Annotated in this window: 16 protein-coding genes; 9 read left to right on the top strand and 7 right to left on the bottom strand. The window is 75.7% G+C overall.

Going from position 1 to position 18106, the window contains the following annotated elements:
- The first annotated feature begins 60 nt into the window (after positions 1-60).
- Positions 61-732, top strand: a complete 672-nt coding sequence (locus MT994_RS07885; RefSeq protein ID WP_082774317.1) for a TetR/AcrR family transcriptional regulator — start codon at positions 61-63, stop codon at positions 730-732.
- Positions 733-753: 21 nt separating this feature from the next.
- Here MT994_RS07885 and MT994_RS07880 read toward each other — a convergent pair whose 3' ends face one another.
- The 5 genes from MT994_RS07880 to MT994_RS07860 form a co-directional block, all read right to left on the bottom strand.
- A complete protein-coding gene (locus MT994_RS07880; protein ID WP_354805805.1) occupies positions 754-1590 on the bottom strand; it encodes a DUF4190 domain-containing protein in 837 nt (278 codons plus the stop codon).
- The gene (locus MT994_RS07875; protein ID WP_354805804.1) at positions 1587-2237 is read right to left on the bottom strand and encodes a DUF4190 domain-containing protein; all 651 of its coding nucleotides are present in this window, start codon (positions 2235-2237) and stop codon (positions 1587-1589) included. The genes MT994_RS07880 and MT994_RS07875 overlap by 4 nt, the downstream gene beginning before the upstream one ends.
- Before the next feature lie 90 nt (positions 2238-2327).
- The gene (locus tag MT994_RS07870) at positions 2328-3113 is read right to left on the bottom strand and encodes an exodeoxyribonuclease III (RefSeq protein ID WP_251176427.1); all 786 of its coding nucleotides are present in this window, start codon (positions 3111-3113) and stop codon (positions 2328-2330) included.
- A gap of 59 nt (positions 3114-3172) precedes the next feature.
- A complete protein-coding gene (locus MT994_RS07865; RefSeq protein WP_354805803.1) occupies positions 3173-3913 on the bottom strand; it encodes a response regulator in 741 nt (246 codons plus the stop codon).
- A complete protein-coding gene (locus MT994_RS07860; protein WP_241005689.1) occupies positions 3910-5604 on the bottom strand; it encodes a sensor histidine kinase in 1695 nt (564 codons plus the stop codon). Before MT994_RS07860 ends, MT994_RS07865 begins: the two co-directional genes overlap by 4 nt.
- A gap of 183 nt (positions 5605-5787) precedes the next feature.
- On the opposite strand from MT994_RS07860, the gene MT994_RS07855 reads away from it, so the two are divergent.
- From MT994_RS07855 to MT994_RS07825, 7 genes are all read left to right on the top strand, one after another.
- Entirely contained in the window at positions 5788-6858 is a 1071-nt protein-coding gene (locus MT994_RS07855) for a tripartite tricarboxylate transporter substrate-binding protein (protein ID WP_354805801.1), read from the top strand.
- Positions 6855-7568: a tripartite tricarboxylate transporter TctB family protein gene (locus MT994_RS07850; protein ID WP_143311006.1), complete on the top strand. Its 714-nt coding sequence runs from the start codon at positions 6855-6857 to the stop codon at positions 7566-7568. The genes MT994_RS07855 and MT994_RS07850 overlap by 4 nt, the downstream gene beginning before the upstream one ends.
- Entirely contained in the window at positions 7561-9120 is a 1560-nt protein-coding gene (locus MT994_RS07845; protein ID WP_354805800.1) for a tripartite tricarboxylate transporter permease, read from the top strand. The genes MT994_RS07850 and MT994_RS07845 overlap by 8 nt, the downstream gene beginning before the upstream one ends.
- The gene (locus MT994_RS07840; protein ID WP_061267146.1) at positions 9120-9518 is read left to right on the top strand and encodes a universal stress protein; all 399 of its coding nucleotides are present in this window, start codon (positions 9120-9122) and stop codon (positions 9516-9518) included. Before MT994_RS07845 ends, MT994_RS07840 begins: the two co-directional genes overlap by 1 nt.
- A gap of 58 nt (positions 9519-9576) precedes the next feature.
- The gene (locus MT994_RS07835) at positions 9577-10341 is read left to right on the top strand and encodes an SDR family NAD(P)-dependent oxidoreductase (RefSeq protein WP_354805799.1); all 765 of its coding nucleotides are present in this window, start codon (positions 9577-9579) and stop codon (positions 10339-10341) included.
- A 30-nt stretch (positions 10342-10371) separates the two neighbouring features.
- Positions 10372-10959 (top strand): orotate phosphoribosyltransferase, encoded by a 588-nt coding sequence (gene pyrE, locus MT994_RS07830; RefSeq protein ID WP_021483023.1) that lies wholly within the window; start codon positions 10372-10374, stop codon positions 10957-10959.
- A gap of 231 nt (positions 10960-11190) precedes the next feature.
- Positions 11191-15579 (top strand): HtaA domain-containing protein, encoded by a 4389-nt coding sequence (locus MT994_RS07825; RefSeq protein ID WP_354805798.1) that lies wholly within the window; start codon positions 11191-11193, stop codon positions 15577-15579.
- Between the two features lie 107 nt (positions 15580-15686).
- Here MT994_RS07825 and MT994_RS07820 read toward each other — a convergent pair whose 3' ends face one another.
- Together MT994_RS07820 and MT994_RS07815 are read right to left on the bottom strand one after the other, a co-directional pair.
- Entirely contained in the window at positions 15687-16460 is a 774-nt protein-coding gene (locus tag MT994_RS07820) for an HAD-IIA family hydrolase (protein WP_021482670.1), read from the bottom strand.
- Position 16461: 1 nt separating this feature from the next.
- Positions 16462-17268 (bottom strand): VTT domain-containing protein, encoded by an 807-nt coding sequence (locus MT994_RS07815; protein ID WP_306303290.1) that lies wholly within the window; start codon positions 17266-17268, stop codon positions 16462-16464.
- Positions 17269-17374: 106 nt separating this feature from the next.
- Between MT994_RS07815 and MT994_RS07810 the strand changes: the two genes are divergently transcribed.
- Positions 17375-18082 carry an RNA methyltransferase gene (locus MT994_RS07810; protein WP_128957622.1) on the top strand — a complete coding sequence of 236 codons (708 nt, stop codon included), beginning with the start codon at positions 17375-17377 and terminating at the stop codon, positions 18080-18082.
- Positions 18083-18106 lie beyond the last annotated feature (24 nt).

Here is an 18106-nt window from a genome sequence, read left to right as displayed (position 1 = left end):
GCCGGGCCGCACCGCGGTCGGTAGGGTGTGCCCTCGTCGGACGACGGACGGAGCAGTGCCATGACGAGCGCGGCCATCGGCGCCGGGCAGGACCCCACGGGCTCCCGCCGCGCCGCGGCGCCCGACCCCGCCCGCGGGTACGCGAAGGGACGCGCCAAGCGTGAGGAGATCCTCCAGGCGGCCGTCGTGCTCTTCGGCGAGGTCGGCTTCCACGCCGCGTCGCTGCGCGAGCTCGCGTCCCGCGTCGGCATGTCCCACCCCGGGCTGCTCCACCACTTCCCGACGAAGGCGGCGCTCCTCGAGGCGGTGCTCGACCACCGGGAGACCGTCGACCGCGCCGACCTCGAGGAGGACCTCGCGCGCGGGACCGACTTCTTCGACGCGCTCGTGCGGCTCGTCGAGCGCAACGCCCTGCGCAGGCCCATCGTCGAGCTGTTCACGGCGCTCGCGGCCGAGGCGACGTCGCCCGACCACCCGGCGCACGCGTACTTCGTCGAGCGCTACGAGTCCACCGTCGCGCGCATCGGCGAGCAGCTGTCCCGGCGCGCCCGGTCGGGCGGCCTGCGCGACGGCGTCGAGCCGGAGGTCGCGGCCCGCCAGCTCGTCGCGCTCATGGACGGTCTGCAGGTCCAGTGGCTGCTGTCCCTCGACCGCCCGCGGCCCGAGCGCGTCGACATGGCCGCGGACCTGCGCGCGTACCTGCGCCTCGTGCTGTCCGACGCCGAACGCTGACGGCGCGGTCCGCCCGGGACGTCAGCCGATCAGGTCCGCCGGGAGCGGGGCCTCGCTGCTCGCCAGGCACAGCCCCGTGCGGTCGCCGCCGCGCCAGGACGCCTCGGTCGGTGCCCACACCACGAGCCGCACGTCCTCCGGGGCATCCGGACCGAGGGTCTCGGGCGTGCACACGCGCGCCACGCGGCGGTCCACGGCGTCCTGGCCGGGCCAGACCTCGTCCGCGCCCATGTCGGTGCGCCCGACGACCTGCGCACGGTGCTCGTCGGCGCACGGGACGGCGCGCACGCGCGACACCTCGCCGTCGGGCGGGAGCTCGTCGAGGCACGTCCCCAGCACGAGCTGCACCGCGCTCACCGTGCGGGGTGCGTCCACGTCGCCCGCGAGCGGCGTGCGCGCCTGCTCGCCCTGCCACCAGGCGATCCCGCCCACCACCCATCCGAGCGTCGCGACGGCGCCGAGCACCATCCCGGTCACGGCCAGGCCGCGTCCGCGGGTGCCGCGGGAGCGGACGCGCGACAGGGCCGCGGCGCCGAGGCCGACCCCGACCGGCCCGAGCACCACGCCCGCGGGCACGCTCGCGACGGCGAGCGGCTCGACGCCGGGCGCCGCGGGCTGCCACCCGGGCGCGTAGTACGTCTCGGGGGCGAAGCCGGGCCGGTCCCCGGGCCCGGGCGGCGGCACGGGTGCCGCCGCACCGGAGGGGCCGTGCGGCGTCGGGCCGGGCCGGGGCGCGCCGGCTTCCGCGGCGCGAGGCTCCGCGGCCCCGGGCGCTCCCGAGGGGGGCGGGACGGGCGGGCGTCCCGAGGGCCCGGACGCGGCGTCGCCGGGCGGGGCGAAGAGGTCGTCGTCGCTCACGGTGCCGAGTCCCCGAGCGTGCCGGCGAGGACCACGAGCATCGCGAACGCCGTGCCGACCGCGCCGACGACGATCCCGGTCACCGCGAAACCGCGCCCGCGCGTGCCGTCGCGCATGACCTGGTTGAGCGCCACGATGCCCAGCACGAGGCCGACGAGGCCGGGGAAGCCCGCGCAGAGCACGAGGCTCGCGATCGACACGATCATGGACGCGAGCGCGAGCCCGTTGGTCCGCGGCGGGGGCGCGTAGGGCGCGCCGTACGGCGGCGGGTAGACCCCGTAGCCCGGTGCCGGGTACGCCGCGGGTCCGGGCGGCGCCGCGTACCCGGGCGTCCCGCCGTACGACGGCGTCGCCCCGGGGGCGTAGGGGGAGCCGGGGCCGTAGGGGGACCCGGCGGGCGCGGCCGGCGCGCCGTACGGGGCGCCGGCGCCCGACGTGCTCCCGTACCCGCTCCCGCCGCCCGGCGTGCTCCCGTACCCGCCCCCGGCGCCCGACGGCGCGACGAACCCGCCGTCGTCCGGCGCGGCGGGGGCGTCCTCGGTGGGCGGGTGGTACGGCGTGAGCGGCGGCTGGTGCGGACGCCGCGGGGCGTACGGGTCGGCGGGCTCGTCGGGGGACCCGTACGGAGGGACGGGTGGCGTCGTCATGGACACACCGTAGCGAGGGGACGCGCCCTGCCCGGCCCGGACCCGCGGCGCCGACCCGCGGCCCGAGCCCGACGGCGGACGCCCCGGAGGTCAGCCCGCCAGGTCGACGACGACCGGCACGTGGTCCGACGCGCCCTTGCCCTTGCGCTCGTCGCGGTCGATCGTCACGCCCGTGACGCGCGCGCGGGCGGCGGGCGACAGGTACGCGAAGTCGATGCGCATGCCCTCGTTCCGCGGGAACCGCAGCCGCTGGTAGTCCCAGTAGGTGTAGGTGCGCTCGGCGGGGATCGCCTCGCGCGTGACCTCGGTGTACCCGGCGGCGCCGAACGCGGCGAAGGCGTCCCGCTCGGCGGGGGTGACGTGCGTCTTCCCGGCGAAGTACGCGACGTCCCACACGTCGGTGTCGAGCGGCGCGACGTTCCAGTCCCCGACGAGCGCGACCTGCGCCGCCGGGTCGGCGGCGAGCCAGCCCGCGGCCTGCGCGCGCAGCTCGTCGAGCCAGCGCAGCTTGTAGGCGTAGTGCGGGTCGCCGACCTCGCGCCCGTGCGGCACGTAGAGGCTCCACACGCGCACGCCCCCGCACGTCGCGCCGAGCGCGCGCGCCTCGACCTTGTCGCCGAACGCGGGCTGCCCGGGGAACGACGTCTCGACGTCGTCGAGGCCCACGCGCGAGACGACGGCGACGCCGTTCCACTGGTTCACGCCGACGTGCGCGACCTCGTACCCGGCCGCCTCGAACGGCGCGACGGGGAACTGCGCGTCCGTGCACTTGGTCTCCTGGAGCGCGAGGACGTCGATCCCCGTCCGCTCGAGGAACGCGACCGCGCGGTCGACGCGGGCACGGACGGAGTTGATGTTCCAGGTCGCGAGGCGCACGGGCCCCACCGTACGGCGTCGCGGGCGCGACCCGCAGCGACCCGCAGCGGTCCCGCCGGTCAGGCGGGCCGGTAGCCGTTCTCCGGTCGCCCGGCCGCGCCGTACCGGGGCGCGACGTCGGCACGCCCCGTGGCGACGAGGTGCTCGAGGTAGCGGCGCGCGCTCACGCGCGACATCCCGGTCCGCGCGGCGACCTCGCCCGCCGACGCGTCGCCCGCGTCGGCGCACGCCGCCGCGAGCGCCTCGACGACGAGCCGCAGGCTGCGCTCGGACAGCCCCTTCGGCAGCGCCGCGGCCTCCGGCGTCCCGCGCCGCACGAGGCGGTCGACGGCGTCCTGGTCGAGCTCGTCGCCCGCGGTGCGCAGCGAGTCGCGCAGACGGGCGACCTCGTCGAGCCGGCCGCGCAGCGCCGCGGCCGTGAACGGCTTGACGAGGTAGTGCTGCACGCCGCCCGCCATGGCCTGGCGGACGCTCTCCAGCTCGCGCGCGGCGGTCGTCGCGACGACGTCGACGGGCGGGGACGGCCGGCGCCGGATCTGGCGCAGCACGTGCAGCCCGGTCGCGTCCGGCAGGTAGATGTCGAGCAGCACGACGTCCGGGTCGAGCACGGCGAACGCGCGCAGCGCCTCGGCCGCCGTGCGCGCCTCACCGACGACGACGAAGCGCGGGTGCGACTCGACGAAGCCGCGGTGCAGGCGCGCGATCGTCGGGTCGTCCTCGACGACGAGGACGCGCAGCCGGTCGCCCGGCGGCGCCGTGGGCGCGCCGGTGGGGGCGGCGGAGCGGCCGGCGGCGGTCACGACGCCGTCTCCGGCGTCCGGGCCCGGGCGCCCGCGGCGGCGTCGACGGGCTGCGCGGGGAGGGCCACCGCGACGCGCGCCCCGCCGAGCACGGAGGTCGTCACCTCGACCGTCCCGCCGCGCCGCGCGGCCACGCGCCGCACGAGGGCGAGGCCGATCCCGCGCCCGGGCGGGCCCGCCTTCGTGGTGTACCCGGCGGCGAAGACGTCGGCGCGCGAGCCCGCGGGGATGCCAGGCCCGTCGTCCTCGACGACGACGACCACCCGGTCGCCCGGCGTCGGGCCCGTGCCGTCGGGCGCGCGGTCGGTCACGAGCACGCGGACGCGGCCCCCGGGCCCGACGGCGTCGACCGCGTTGTCGACGAGGTTGCCGAGCACGGTGAGGGCGTCGCCGTGCAGGGCGGCGTCGTCGGGCCCCGCGGGCGCGGCGAGGTGCGCGGACGGCGACACCTCGAGGCGCGAGCCGCGCTCGCGCGTCGTCGTGGCCTTGACCAGGAGCAGCGCCGCGACCTCGGGGGAGTGGACGCCGGGCGCGACGCCCGACGCGGTGAGCAGCCCGCCGTGCCCGGCGCGCTCGATGAACGCGACGGCCTCGTCGGCCTGCCCGAGCTCCAGCAGGCCCGAGACGACGTGGAGCTTGTTGGCGAACTCGTGGGACTGCGCGCGCAGCGCGTCGGTGAGGCCGCGCGCGCCGTCCAGGTCGCGCAGGAGCGCGTGCAGCTCGGTGTGGTCGCGCAGGAGCAGCACGGTCCCGACGGCGCGCCCGTCGACGCGGGCCCGGTCGGCGCGCGCGAGCAGCACGCGCTCGCCCGCGAGGACGAGCGCGCCGCCCTCCTCGGGCCCGGCGGCGGGCGCGTCGGCGTCGTCGGCCGTCTCCGCGGTGTCGGGCACGAGCGCGAGGAGCTGCGGGTCGAGGACGTCGTGCGCGGGCCGCCCGACGGCGTCGGCCGCCGCGATCCCGAGGAGGCGCTGCGCCTCGTCGTTGACGAGCACGACCGCGCCGTCGCGGTCGAGCGCGACGACGCCCTCGGAGATGCCGTGGAGCATCGCGTCGCGCGTCTCGAGCAGCCGGCCGATCTCCTCGGGCTCGAGCCGGAAGATACGACGGCGCACGGCGCGCGTGACGAACGCCGCGCACACCACGCCGAGGGCCGCCGCGACGCTGAGGGCCGCGAGCAGCCACCCGAGGTCGTCGGCGAGGTCGTCGGCCAGGTCGGACTCGAGGATGCCGACGCTCGCCGTCCCGACGACGTCGCCCTCGGGCCCGAACACCGGGACCTTGACGCGCCACGACTCGCCCAGCGTGCCGGTCTGCGTGCCCGTCCACACCTCGCCGGAGAGCGGGACCGACGGGTCCGTCGAGACCCTCTCGCCGATGCGGGTCGGGTCCGGGTGGGAGTACCGCACGCCCTCGTCGTCCGTGACGACGACGTACGTGACGTCGGAGGCCTCGCGGATGACCTCCGCGATCGGCTGGATCGTCGCGGCGGGGTCGTCGTCGTCGAACGCGTCGATGATCGCGGGCAGGCGCGCGACGGAGAACGCGACCGCGGTCATGCGGTCGAGGTAGGCGTCGCGGAGCTGGCGGTGCTGCAGGGTCGAGGCGACGGCCCCCGCCGACGCCACGACCAGGAGCACGATGGCGACCTGCAGCACGAGGAGCTGCACCCGGAGCGACACTGCTCGACCCACCGCACCAGTGTGCCCCAGGTCCGCCGCACCCGGGCCTCGGCCGTGACCACAACGACCGCAACCACCGGATCGACCACAACGTCCAGTACGACCGCATCCCTCGCCGTGCCGCCCCGCGCTCCTAGGCTCCCCGGATCAGGTCGTGAGGCCCGCGCCGTTGCGGGTCCCGCTCAAGGAGGAGACATGCGATCCGTCGTCCGCCCGCGCTCCGGGCACACCGTCAGCCCGCGGCACGCTCTCACCGCGACGCTCGCCGCAGGACTCGTCCTCGGTCTCGCCGCGTGCTCGGGCCTCGAGCCCGGCGCCCCCACGACGGGCGGCTCCGGCGACGCGTCCGGCGGGGCCGCCGCGTCGGTCGACGAGCTCGCGATCGTCGTCCCGGCCGACCCCGGCGGGGGCTGGGACCAGACCGGCCGCGCGATGCAGCAGGACCTCCAGGGTTCCGGGCTCGTGCGCACCGCGACCGTCACGAACGTCGGCGGCGCCGGCGGCACGGTCGGTCTCGCGTCGCTCGCCAACACCACCGACCCCCACACGCTGCTCGTCATGGGCCTCGTCATGGTCGGCGCGGTCGAGACCAACGAGTCGCAGGCCCGCATCGAGGACACCACCCCGATCGCGCGCCTCACCGAGGAGCCCCTCGTCGTCGTCGTGCCCGCGTCGTCGCCTTACCAGACGCTCGAGGACCTCGTCGACGACGTCGTGGCGAACGGCAAGTCCGTCTCCATCACCGGCGGCTCCGCCGGCGGGGCCGACCACATCCTCGCGGGGATGCTCCTCCAGGCGGCCGACGTGCCGTCGGCCGAGGTGGGCGGGCTCCTCAACTACGTCGCCTACTCGGGCGGCGGCGAGTCGCTCGCCGCGCTGCTCGGCAACAAGGTCAGCGCCGGGATCTCGGGCGTCGGCGAGTACGCGGAGCAGGTCAAGGCCGGGACCGTCCGGGCGCTCGCGGTCTCGGGCGCCGAGCGCACGGACCTGCTGCCCGACGTGCCGACCATGACCGAGGCCGGGTACGACGTCGAGCTCACGAACTGGCGCGGCGTCGTCGCGCCGGGCGACCTCTCCGACGAGGACCGCGCCGCCCTCGAGCTGCTCGTCAGCGAGATGGTCGCGTCCGACGAGTGGCAGGCGACGCTCGAGGAGAAGGGCTGGGACGACGCGTTCCTCGTGGGCGAGGAGTTCGACGGCTTCCTCACGGAGAACATCGCCGACATCAAGATGACGCTCACCGACATCGGCCTGGTCGCGCCGTGACCAGGCGTCGCGCCTCGCGCGACGCGCCACCCGACGCGTCGCGCGAGCCGGGGTCGTCGGAGGCTCCGTCCGCGGGGTCGTCCGCCGCGGCTCCCGAGCCAGGACCGTCCGACGCCGAGCCCCGCCCCGGGCCGGCGCCGGCGACGGCCGTCGGCGACCCCGCCGACGGCCAGGCCGCCGGGGACCCCGCAGGCGCCACCCCCGCCGCGGGTCCCCGGCGGCGACCCGGCGAGCTCGTCGTCGCCGGCGTCACCGCCGCCCTCGGGGTGTTCGTGCTCCTCGACGCGGGGACGATCGTCGTGCCGGGCTCGTCGAACACGCTCGGTCCCCGTGCGTTCCCCTACCTCGTGGGCGCGCTGCTGCTCGCCACCGGCCTCGTGCTGCTCGTCGCCGTCTGGCGGGGGCACGGCGGCCAGGAGGAGGACAGCGAGGACGTCGACCCCGACGCCCGCACCGACTGGCTGACCGTCGGTCTCCTCGGCGCGGTGCTGTTCGTCCACGTCTACGCGATCAACCTCGTCGGGTGGCCGCTCGCCGCGACGCTCCTGTTCGCCGGGGCCGCGATCGTCCTCGGCGCCCGCCCGTGGTGGCGCGCCGCCGTGCTCGGCCTCGTCCTGGCCCTGGTGATCCAGGTCCTGTTCGGGGGCGTGCTCGGGCTGTCGCTCCCGCCCGGCCCGCTCCTGGAGGGGGTGACCTGGTTCCGTGGATAACCTCACCGCGCTGCTCGAGGGGTTCGCGACCGTCGTCCAGCCCGTCTACCTGCTCTACGCGCTGTTCGGCGTGTTCGTCGGGACCGCGGTCGGGGTGCTCCCCGGCATCGGCCCCGCGATGACGATCGCGCTGCTCCTGCCGCTCACGTACTCGCTCGACGCGACGGCCGCCATCATCGTGTTCGCCGGCATCTACTACGGCGGCATGTACGGCGGGTCGACGACGTCGATCCTGCTCAACACGCCCGGCGAGTCGTCGTCGATCGTCACGGCGCTCGAGGGCAACAGGATGGCCCGCATGGGCCGCGGGGCGGCCGCGCTCGCGACCGCCGCGATCGGCTCGTTCGTCGCGGGCACCATCGCGACCGTCGCCCTGACGTTCGTCGCGCCGTACGTCGCGCGCTGGGCCGTGCAGCTCGGCGAGCCCGACTACTTCGCGCTCATGGTCGTCGCGTTCGTGACCGTCGGCGCGCTGCTCGGGTCGTCGGTGCCGCGCGGCATGGCGTCCCTGTCGCTCGGCCTGTTCCTCGGGCTGATGGGAACCGACACGCTCACCGGCCAGCAGCGGTTCACGTTCGGCGTCCCGACGCTCGCCGACGGGATCGACGTCGTCATCGTCGCCGTCGGCCTCTTCGCGGTGGGCGAGGCGCTGTACGTCGGGTCGCGCCTGCGGCACGGTCCCGTGCACGTCATCCCCGTCGAGAAGGGGTGGCGTTCCTGGATGAAGCGCGAGGACTGGCGGCGCTCGTGGAAGCCGTGGCTGCGCGGGACGGCGATCGGGTTCCCCGTCGGCACCATCCCGGCGGGCGGCGCCGACGTCGCGACCTTCCTGTCGTACGCCGCCGAGCGCAGGTCCGCCGGGAAGCACAAGGACGAGTTCGGCAAGGGCGCGATCGAGGGTGTCGCGGGCCCGGAGGCGGCGAACAACGCCGCGGCGTCCGGCGTCCTCGTGCCGCTCCTCACGCTCGGCCTCCCGACGACGGCGACCGCCGCGATCATCATCGTCGCGTTCCAGTCGTACGGCATCCAGCCGGGCCCGCTGCTCTTCGAGAGCCAGTCCGCGCTCGTGTGGGCGCTCGTCGCGAGCCTCTACGTGGGCAACCTCATGCTCATCGTGCTCAACCTGCCCCTCGTGGGCATGTGGGTGAAGGTGCTCCAGATCCCGCGGCACTACCTCTACGCGGGCATCCTGCTGTTCGGCGCGCTCGGCTCGTACGCGCTGAACTTCTCCCCGGTCGACGTGCTCATCCTGCTCGTCATCGGCGCGATCGGGTTCTTCATGCGGCGCTACGGCTACCCCGTCGCGCCCATGGTCGTCGGCATGATCCTCGGGCCCATGGCCGAGGACCGCCTGCGCCGCTCGCTCGCGATCAGCCAGGGCGACCTGACGACGCTCGTCACCAGCCCGTTCGCCGCGACGGCCTACGCCCTCGTCGCCGTCGTGGTCCTCGCGGGCCTCTGGCTGCGCCGGCGCGAGCGCCGCACCGGCGCCGAGCTCGCGGCGCTCGCGGAGGACGTCCGCGTCGAGGCCCAGGACCAGGAGGTGCGCTGATGACCGTCGTCCTCGCCTACGCGCCCGGCGAGCTCGGGACCGCCGCGACGCGGGCCGCGGCCCGGGCGGCCGTCCTGCTCGGCGCCGGCGTCGTCGTGGTCAACACGACGCGCGGCGACCGGCTCGTCGACCCGCGCTGGGCCGACCACGACCAGCTCGTCGAGGTCGGCACGATCCTCGAGGAGGCGGGCGTCGAGCACGAGGTGCGGCACCTGCAGTCCTCCGCGCTGCCCGCGGAGGTCGTGCTCGGTGTCGCGGCCGAGGTCGACGCCGACCTCGTCGTCGTGGGGGTGCGGCACCGCACGCCCGTGGGGAAGCTCGTGCTCGGCTCCACCGCCCAGCAGATCCTGCTGGGCGCCGCGTGCCCCGTGCTCGCCGTCAAGCCGCCGGCCCGGTGACGCGACTCCACCCCGCCTGCGGGCGCCCGGGTCACCCGGGCGCCCGTAGGCTGTGACCATGGCGACAGCACTCATCACCGGCGCGAGCGCCGGCCTGGGTTTGGAGTTCGCGTGGCAGCTCGCCACGGCGCGGCACGACCTCGTCCTCGTGGCGCGCGACGAGGCGCGCCTCGAGGAGACCGCACGGCAGATCCGCGCCGCGGCCGGGGTGCGCGTCCAGGTGCTGCGCGCCGACCTCTCCGTGCCCGACGACGTCGCGCGCGTCGCGGAGCGCCTCGCCACGACCGGCGGCCCGGACGAGCGCCCGGTCGGCCTGCTCGTCAACAACGCGGGCTTCGCGACGCACCAGCACTTCGTCGGGGGCGACCTCAACGTCGAGCTCGAGGCGCTCGACGTCATGGTCCGCGCCGTCATGGTGCTGTCGCACGCGGCGGCGGGCCAGATGACGGAGCGCGGGCGCGGCGCGATCCTCAACGTCGCGTCGGTCGCGGCCCTCACCGCGGGCGGCACGTACGCGGCGGCGAAGGCGTGGGTGCGGTCCTTCACGGAGGGGCTCGCCGTCGAGCTGCACGGCACGGGCGTCACGGCGACCGTGCTGTGCCCCGGCTTCACGCACACCGAGTTCCACGACCGCGCCGGCATCGACAAGTCGGTGCTCCCCGACCTCGCGTGGCTCGACGCCGACCGGGTCGTCGCGGAGGCGCTCGCGGACGTCCGGCGGGGCGTCGTCATCTCCACGCCGTCGGTGCGGTACCGGGTCGCGTCGGCGGCCCTGCGCGCGATGCCGCGCTCTGCCGTCCGCGCGATCGGCAAGTACCGCTAGGCACCGGGCGGGCCCGATACCCTGGCGGTCGTGACTACCGACCCCGCCTCGACGCTCGCCTCGACCCCCCGCGAGCAGCTGCTCGGCCTCATCCGTGAGCTCGCCGTCGTGCACGGCCGCGTGACGCTCTCCTCGGGCAAGGAGGCGGACTACTACGTGGACCTGCGCCGCGTGACGCTGCACCACCGCGCGGCGCCGCTCATCGGCCACCAGCTCCTGGACCTCCTCGAGGAGCAGGGGCTCGGCACGGCGGAGATCGACGCCGTCGGCGGCCTGACGCTGGGTGCCGACCCCATCGCGACCGCCCTCCTGCACGCCGCCGCGTCCCGTGGTCAGGACCTCGACGCGTTCGTGGTGCGCAAGGCGGCGAAGGCGCACGGGATGCAGCGCCAGATCGAGGGCCCCGACGTCGCGGGCCGGCGCGTCGTCGTGGTCGAGGACACCACGACGACGGGCGGCTCGCCGATCACGGCGATCGAGGCCGTGCGCGCGGCCGGGGGCGAGGTCGCGGGCGTCGCGACGATCGTCGACCGTGCCACAGGTGCGGGCGCGAAGATCGAGGCGCTCGGCGTGCCGTACCACTACCTGTTCAGCCTGGAGGACCTCGGCCTCGCCTGAGCCCCTCCCGCTCCGTCTCCCGCCGCTCGACGCGGCGCACCGCCCCGCGGCCTCCTGGGCCGCGGGGCGTCGTCGTGGAGGGAGGAGGCGCGCGTCACATCTCGATAGGTCAGGCTTACCTTGCTTTGGTGAGGCGACCCTTATATGGTCCGTCTCGGCGGAGCGTGAGCACGCTCCCTTCTCGGTCCCGCTCCCCGCCGGGACCTCGCCCGGACCAGCACGGGAGACCTTGTGCGCACTTCATCGCCGAGACGCGTCCGACGCGCCCTCGCCTCGTTCCTCGCCGCGGCGCTCGCCGCCGGCCTCACCGTCGCCGGCACCGGCGCCCCGGCCCAGGCGGCCGCGGCCGACGTGACCGGCGGGTCGGCCACCTGGAACTTCGTCGACTCGTGGACGTCGTACGTCACGGGCGGCATCGCCCAGGGCACGATCACCCCGGCGCTCCAGGGCGGCCAGGCGTCCTACGGACCCGCGTCCGGCAGCTACGACGACGCGTCCGGGACCGGCTCCGTCCGTCTCGGCGGATCGACCCGGTACGAGGGCCACCGCGGCGCGCTCGACGTGACGATCTCCGACGTGCGGCTCGACCTCACCGGCCCGACCACGGGCGCGGTCTACGCGGACTTCGCGGGCACGGTGAACCCCGGCGCGGGGGACGACGTGAAGGTCGCCGACGTCACGGTGTCCGCGACGCGGGCCGGTGACGAGGTCACGTTCGTGGCGGACGGGACCGTCGTCGGGACGCTCGGGAACGTCTCGCCGTACTTCGCGTCGTACGCGGGCAAGCCCCTGTCGACCCTGACCGCCCGCGTCGTGTCGCCCGAGCCCGTGGCGCCCGCGCAGGCGACGACGACCACGCTCGCCGCAGCGCCTGCGGGCACGTCCGCGGCCGGGGCGAGCGTGACGCTCACCGCGACCGTCGCGCCCGCCGCCGCGGGCACGGTCGAGTTCCGCGACGGCGGCACCGCCCTCGGCACCGCTCCCGTGGCCGACGGCGTCGCGCGCCTCGAGACCGCGGCCCTCGCCCCGGGCAGCCACCAGCTGAGCGCCGCCTTCGCGCCCGCCGACCCGGCCGCGTTCGTCGCCTCGGCCTCCGCGGCCGTCGCGCACACGGTGACCGCCCCGGAGCCCGAGCCCGAGCCCGAGCCGGAGCCCGCCGTCGACCCCGCGGTCACGGTGTCGCCGTCGACGCCCGTCGACCCGGCGGTGGAGAACACGTTCACGATCCAGGGGACCGGGTTCGTCGGAGCGGGCGCCGCGAACGGCGCGTACGTGCTCCTCGGCGACGCCTCGATCTGGGACGGCAGCGGCCCCCTGGTCGCGAGCGGGTGGCTCGCCCAGGGCTGGGTCATGCCGCAGCAGGTGCGCGACGGCGCGTTCACGACGACGCTGACCGTCCCGGGCGGAAAGCTCGACCCGGCGAAGCAGTACGTGGTGGCGACGTCCGCCGCACACGGCCTCTCGGTGACCGACCGCAGCCTCGACACGTTCACGCCCGTCGCGGTCCAGGGCAGCACGACGCCCGAGCCGGTCTGGGAGCCGCGGATCACCCTCTACGCCGCCGACGGCACGACCCCGCTCGGGGACACGCCCGTCCGCCCGGACGACAGGATCGTCGTCAAGGGCTCGGGCTTCGACCCGGCCGCGAACGTCGCGCCGGCGGGCAACCGTCCGCCGATCTCCGGCGGCATCCCCGCCGGCACCTACGTGGTCTTCGGCAGCTTCGCGGCCGACTGGCGCCCGTCGGAGGGTGCCCCGTCGAGCGCGCGCACGGCCGGCTCGCAGCGGTGGGCACTCTCGTCCGCGGCGCTCGACCAGGTGGACCCGCGCTACCAGTCCGCGATCCGCGGGCAGTGGGCCGAGCTCGCGCCGGACGGCACGTTCACCGCCGAGCTCGTCGCGAGCGAGCTCGAGCGTGAGGGCGGCCGCTACGGCGTCTACACGTACGCCGCGGGCGGCACGGTCAACGCCGCGCAGGAGCTGTACGCGCCCGTCGCGTTCACGACGGAGCCCGAGGCGCCCGTGTGGGAGCCCGAGATCTCGGTGCTCGCCGCGGACGGCACGACGCCCCTCGGCGACACCCCGGTCGCGGCGGGCGACACGATCGTCGTCCGGGGCACCGGCTTCGACCCGGCGGCGAACGTCGGCGGGCGCGGCGTCCCGATCCCGGCGACGCTCCCCCAGGGCACCTACGTCGTGTTCGGGAGCTTCGCCGAGCAGTGGCGGCCGTCCGAGGGCGCCGCGGCGTCGACCCGCAAGGTCGGCTCGCAGGTGTGGGCCCTCGCCGAGCCCGTGCTCGACCAGGTCCCCGCGCAGTACCAGTCGGTGGTCCGGGCGCAGTGGACGGACATCACGCCGGACGGCACGTTCGAGGCGCGTCTCGTCGTGAAGAACCCCGCCGCGCTCGAGGGCGGTCGCTACGGCGTCGCCACCTACGGCGCGGGCGGCGTGAGCAACGCCGCGCAGGAGCTCTTCGTCCCCGTCGCGTACGACGCGCCGGGCACGCTCACCGTCACGCCCGCGTCCACCACGGTGGAGGCCGGCTCGACGGTCCGCCTCGCCGTGCGTGGCCTCGCTGCGGACGACGCGGTCAAGGCCGTGACGCTCGGCGGCGCCCCGGCGTCGTACTCCCGCGACGGCGCGACGCTCGTGCTCACGGTCCCCGCCGACACCGCCGCCGGGCCTGTCCCCGTGGTCGTCACGTCGGAGCTCGGCCTGACCGGCAGCACCACGCTGACCGTGACCGCCCCGGTCCCCGGGGGCGAGGCGAAGTCGACCACGACGACGCTCGCGTCGTCGGCGACGTCGGTCGTCGAGGGCACGGCGGTGACGCTCACCGCGACGGTCGCGCCGAAGACCGCCGGCACGGTCCGGTTCGTCGCGGGCGGCACCACCCTGGGCACCGCGACCGTCACGGACGGTGTCGCGACGTTCCGGACGGCCCCGCTCGCCGTCGGGTCGCACGCCCTGAGCGCGACGTTCGTCCCCACGGACGCCACCGCCTACCGCGGCTCGACGTCCGCGCCGGTGACCGTCGCGGTGACCGCCACGCCGGTGACCCCGGCGCCGACGACGGCCGGCAGCCTCACGTGGGGCGTCAAGGAGTCGTTCCGCAGCTACATCGTGGGCCCGGTCGCGAAGGGCGGCGCGACGGCGACGAGCGGCGCGAGCGTCGTCGACGGCGTCTTCCGCTTCGGCCAGGCCGACGGCGGCACGTGGACCGCGTCGAGCGGCCGGGGGACGGCCCGGTACGCCGGGACGGTCCGCTTCACCGGCCACGCGGGCGCGCTCGACCTCACCCTGTCGAACCCGGTGGTCGAGATCACCGGCCCGGGCACGGGTCGCCTGCTCGCGGACGCGCGCTCCACGGGGCTGGACGGCTCGACGTTCGACCGCACGGGCGTCGCCGTCGCGACCCTGGCGCTCGGTGCGCCGACGACGAGCGCGGACGGGGCCGTGACGTTCCGCGACGCGGCCGCGACGCTCACCGCGGACGGCTCGCTCGCGTTCGTCGGCTTCTACCCGGCCGGGACCGCGCTCGACCCCGTGACGTTCACGGTCGGCGCGAAGGCGACCGCGCCCGGGGGCGGCGGCACCATCGGCGCCCCGGGCGACGGCTCGACCGGCGGGTCCGTGGACCCGGCGAAGGCGACGCTCTCGGTGGCGCAGGCTCGCCCGGGCGACGAGGTGACGATCAGCGGCGTCGGGTTCGGCGCGCGCGAGTCCGGCATCCGCACGGAGCTCCGCTCCACGCCGCGCACGCTCGCGACGGGCACGACCGCGAACGCCGGTGGCGCCGCGAGCTCGACCGTGACGATCCCGAAGGACGTCGCCCCGGGCGAGCACACGCTCCTCCTCGTCGGTGCGGACCACACCGCGTCCGCGCCCATCACGATCGTGGGCGCCGGCACGACCGGCACCGGCTCCGGTTCCGGCAGCGCGACGGAGCAGTGCTTCGCGCAGGGCGTCAACGGCGCGACCCTCTCGTGGGGTGTGAGCGACCGGTTCCGGTCGTACGTCACCGGCCCGATCGCGAAGGGTTCGGTCTCGACGGACGGCGTGCGGGACGGCGGCTCGGCGTTCACGTGGAGCGGCGGCAAGGGCTCGTTCAACACGGACCTCGGCAAGGGCCGCGCGAGCTTCGGCGGGTCGGTGTCGTTCTCCGGGCACGAGGGCATCCTCGACCTGCGGATCAGCAACCCGCGGGTGGTCGTGGACGGGTCGTCGGGCACGCTCGTGGTCGACGTGCAGAGCAGCGACATGGAGGGCAACAAGTCCTCGTCGACCGGCGTCGCGTTCGCGAGCCTGGACCTGTCGGGGAAGAAGGCGACGTCGGGCTCCACGATCACGTGGAGCGGCGTCCCCGCGACCCTCACGGCCGCCGGCGCGAAGGCGTTCGCCGGGTTCTACGAGGCCGGGACCGCGCTCTCGCCGGTGACGGTGAGCTTCCCGGTCGGCGGCGACGTCGAGTGCGACGCCTACTCGGGGGCGCTCGCCACCACCGGCTCCGACGCCGGGAGCCTCGCGCTCCTGGCCGGGACGCTGCTGCTCACCGGTGCGGCCCTCCTGGCGGTGCGCCGCCGTCGCGCGGGTCGCATGGAGGTGGCCGCGGCCGCCTGACCCGGTCCCCGGCACGACGACGCCCGGTCACCTCGCGGTGACCGGGCGTCGTCGTGCGTGCGGGGTTCCCCGGGGAGCTGGAACGGCCGGACCGGCCCGGCGTGCCCTCAGACGAGGTCGACGAGGTCCGCGACGGAGTCGACGACCTTGCTCGGCCGGAACGGGTAGCGGTCGACGTCGGACATCGTCGTGGAGCCCGTCATGACGAGGTAGGTGTAGAGGCCCGCCTCGATGCCCGCGACGACGTCGGTGTCCATCCGGTCGCCGATCATCGCGGTCGTCTCGGAGTGGGCGTCGATGCGGTTGAGCGCGGAGCGGAACATCATCGGGTTGGGCTTGCCGACGAAGTACGGCTTGCGGCCCGTCGCCGAGGTGATCATCGCCGCGACGGCGCCCGTGGCGGGCAGCGGGCCCTCCTGCGAGGGCCCGGTCGTGTCGGGGTTGGTGCAGATGAACCGCGACCCGCCCAGCACGAGGCGGATCGCCTTGGTGATCGCCTCGAACGAGTACGTCCGCGTCTCGCCCAGCACCACGTAGTCCGGGTCGGACTCGGTGAGCGTGTAGCCGGCCTCGTAGAGCGCCGTCGTCAGCCCGGCCTCGCCCACGGCGTACGCGCTGCCCTGGGGGATCTGGTCGGTGAGGAACTGCGCCGTCGCGAGCGCCGACGTCCAGATCGACTCCTCCGGCACGTCGATGCCTGACGTCGCGAGCCGCGCCCGCAGGTCGCGTGCCGTGAAGATCGAGTTGTTCGTGAGGATGAGGAACGGCCGGCCCTTGTCGCGCAGCGCGCGCACGAACTCCGGTGCGCCGGGGATCGCGTGGCCCTCGTGGACGAGCACGCCGTCCATGTCGGTGAGCCAGCTCGTGATCTCTCGGGTCATGTCAGGCGTCCTTCCCGTCCGTGTCGGCCTGGCCGACGGCGGTCGCGTCCTCCGCGACCCCTGTCCTCTGCTGGGCGTCGGCCGCGATCTGCGCCTCGAGCGCCGCCGCCCGCTTCTCCGCCCGCCGCCCGCGCCAGACCTCGACGACCATGGGCAGCACGGACAGGAAGACGATGAGGAGGACGAGCGCCTCGATGTTCTCCTTGACGAACGTGATGTTCCCCAGGAGGTAGCCGAGCCACGTGAGGCCGACGGCCCAGAGCAGCGCGCCGAGCGCGTTGAACCCGACGAAGTGCCGGTAGTGCATCTTGCCGACACCCGCGGCGACGGGGGCGTACGTGCGCACGATGGGCACGAACCGCGCGATGACGATCGTCCGGCCGCCGTACTTCTCGAAGTAGGCGTTCGTCTGGTCGATGTACTTGCGCTTGAAGAACCGGGAGTCGGGCCGGTCGAACACCTTGGGCCCGACGGTGCGTCCGATGAGGTACGCCGTCTGGTCGCCGAGGAACGCTGCGGCGAACAGCAGGACGAGCAGCACGGGCAGGCTGATCTGCAGCGACTCCTGCGCGACGAGCGCACCCGCGGTGAACAGCAGCGAGTCGCCCGGCAGGATCGGGAAGAGCAGGCCCGTCTCGATGAAGATGACGACGACGATCCCGACGAGCGCGGCGTCGCCGAAGCGCTCGATGAGCGTCATCGGGTCCATCCAGTCGGGGCCCAGGGCGGCGACCGGTCCGGCGGCGCCGAGGCTCGCGGCGTGCGCGGCTCCCGGGAGGGCGGAGGCGAGCTCGGCGAGGGTGGTCACGGGTCACCAGCGTAGCCGGGCGCGGCCGCGTGGCCCGGCGGTCGGTGTGGACCCGCCGTGGAGGTCCGGCGACGACGGACCTGCGGGTCCCGGCAGAATGTGCGCCATGGCGAGCAGCGCGGGCGAGCGGGAGGCGGACGAGCGCGAGGTCGGCGTCGGCCCGTGGCCCGGCGGCCCGGAGGCGTGGCCCCGCGTCCCGGACCCCGCCGGACCGCCCGGGGCGACGCGGCTCGACCCCCGGTACGACCCCGAGCTGCTCGCGCACGGCGACCGCCGCAACGTCGTCGACGCCTACCGGTACTGGACGGTCGAGGCCGTCGTCGCCGACCTCGACGCGCGCCGCGACCCGGCCCGTCGGCTCCACGTCGCGATCGAGAACTGGGCGCACGACCTGAACATCGGCTCCGTCGTCCGCACCGCCAACGCGTTCAACGCGGCCGGGGTGCACGTCGTGGGGCGACGGCGGTGGAACCGCCGCGGCGCCATGGTCACCGACCGCTACCTGCACGTCCACCACCATGCGTCGGTGGCGGACCTCGCGGTCTGGGCGGCGGGGGAGGGGCTGCCGCTCCTCGGGGTCGACAACGTCCCGGGGTCGGTGCCGATCGAGGGCTACGCGCTGCCCGCGTCGTGCGTGCTGCTCCTCGGCCAGGAGTCGGCCGGGCTGACGCCCGAGGCGGTCGAGGCGTGCCGCGCGGTGCTCCACATCACGCAGCACGGGTCGACCCGGTCGATCAACGCCGGCGCCGCCGGCGCGATCGCCCTGCACGCGTGGGCGGCGCAGCACCTGGGGCCGACGGGGTCGCCGAGGTAGAGGCGTGGTCATCGGGGGACCACA

Origin of the sequence: Cellulosimicrobium sp. MI9406 (assembly GCF_040595865.1) — a bacterium.
Lineage (GTDB): Bacteria > Actinomycetota > Actinomycetes > Actinomycetales > Cellulomonadaceae > Cellulosimicrobium > Cellulosimicrobium funkei.
Note: the sequence above shows the minus strand (reverse complement) of the source record. Positions and strands in the feature narration are given on the sequence as shown.

Bases quoted from the DNA above. Each gene is read 5' to 3' on its own strand.
- MT994_RS07885 (WP_082774317.1), top strand. From the start codon at position 61: ATGACGAGCGCGGCCATCGGCGCCGGGCAGGACCCCACGGGCTCCCGC.
- MT994_RS07810 (WP_128957622.1), top strand. From the start codon at position 17,375: ATGGCGAGCAGCGCGGGCGAGCGGGAGGCGGACGAGCGCGAGGTCGGC.
- MT994_RS07855 (WP_354805801.1), top strand. From the start codon at position 5,788: ATGCGATCCGTCGTCCGCCCGCGCTCCGGGCACACCGTCAGCCCGCGG.
- MT994_RS07835 (WP_354805799.1), top strand. From the start codon at position 9,577: ATGGCGACAGCACTCATCACCGGCGCGAGCGCCGGCCTGGGTTTGGAG.
- MT994_RS07820 (WP_021482670.1), bottom strand. From the start codon at position 16,460: ATGACCCGAGAGATCACGAGCTGGCTCACCGACATGGACGGCGTGCTC.
- MT994_RS07840 (WP_061267146.1), top strand. From the start codon at position 9,120: ATGACCGTCGTCCTCGCCTACGCGCCCGGCGAGCTCGGGACCGCCGCG.
- MT994_RS07875 (WP_354805804.1), bottom strand. From the start codon at position 2,237: ATGACGACGCCACCCGTCCCTCCGTACGGGTCCCCCGACGAGCCCGCC.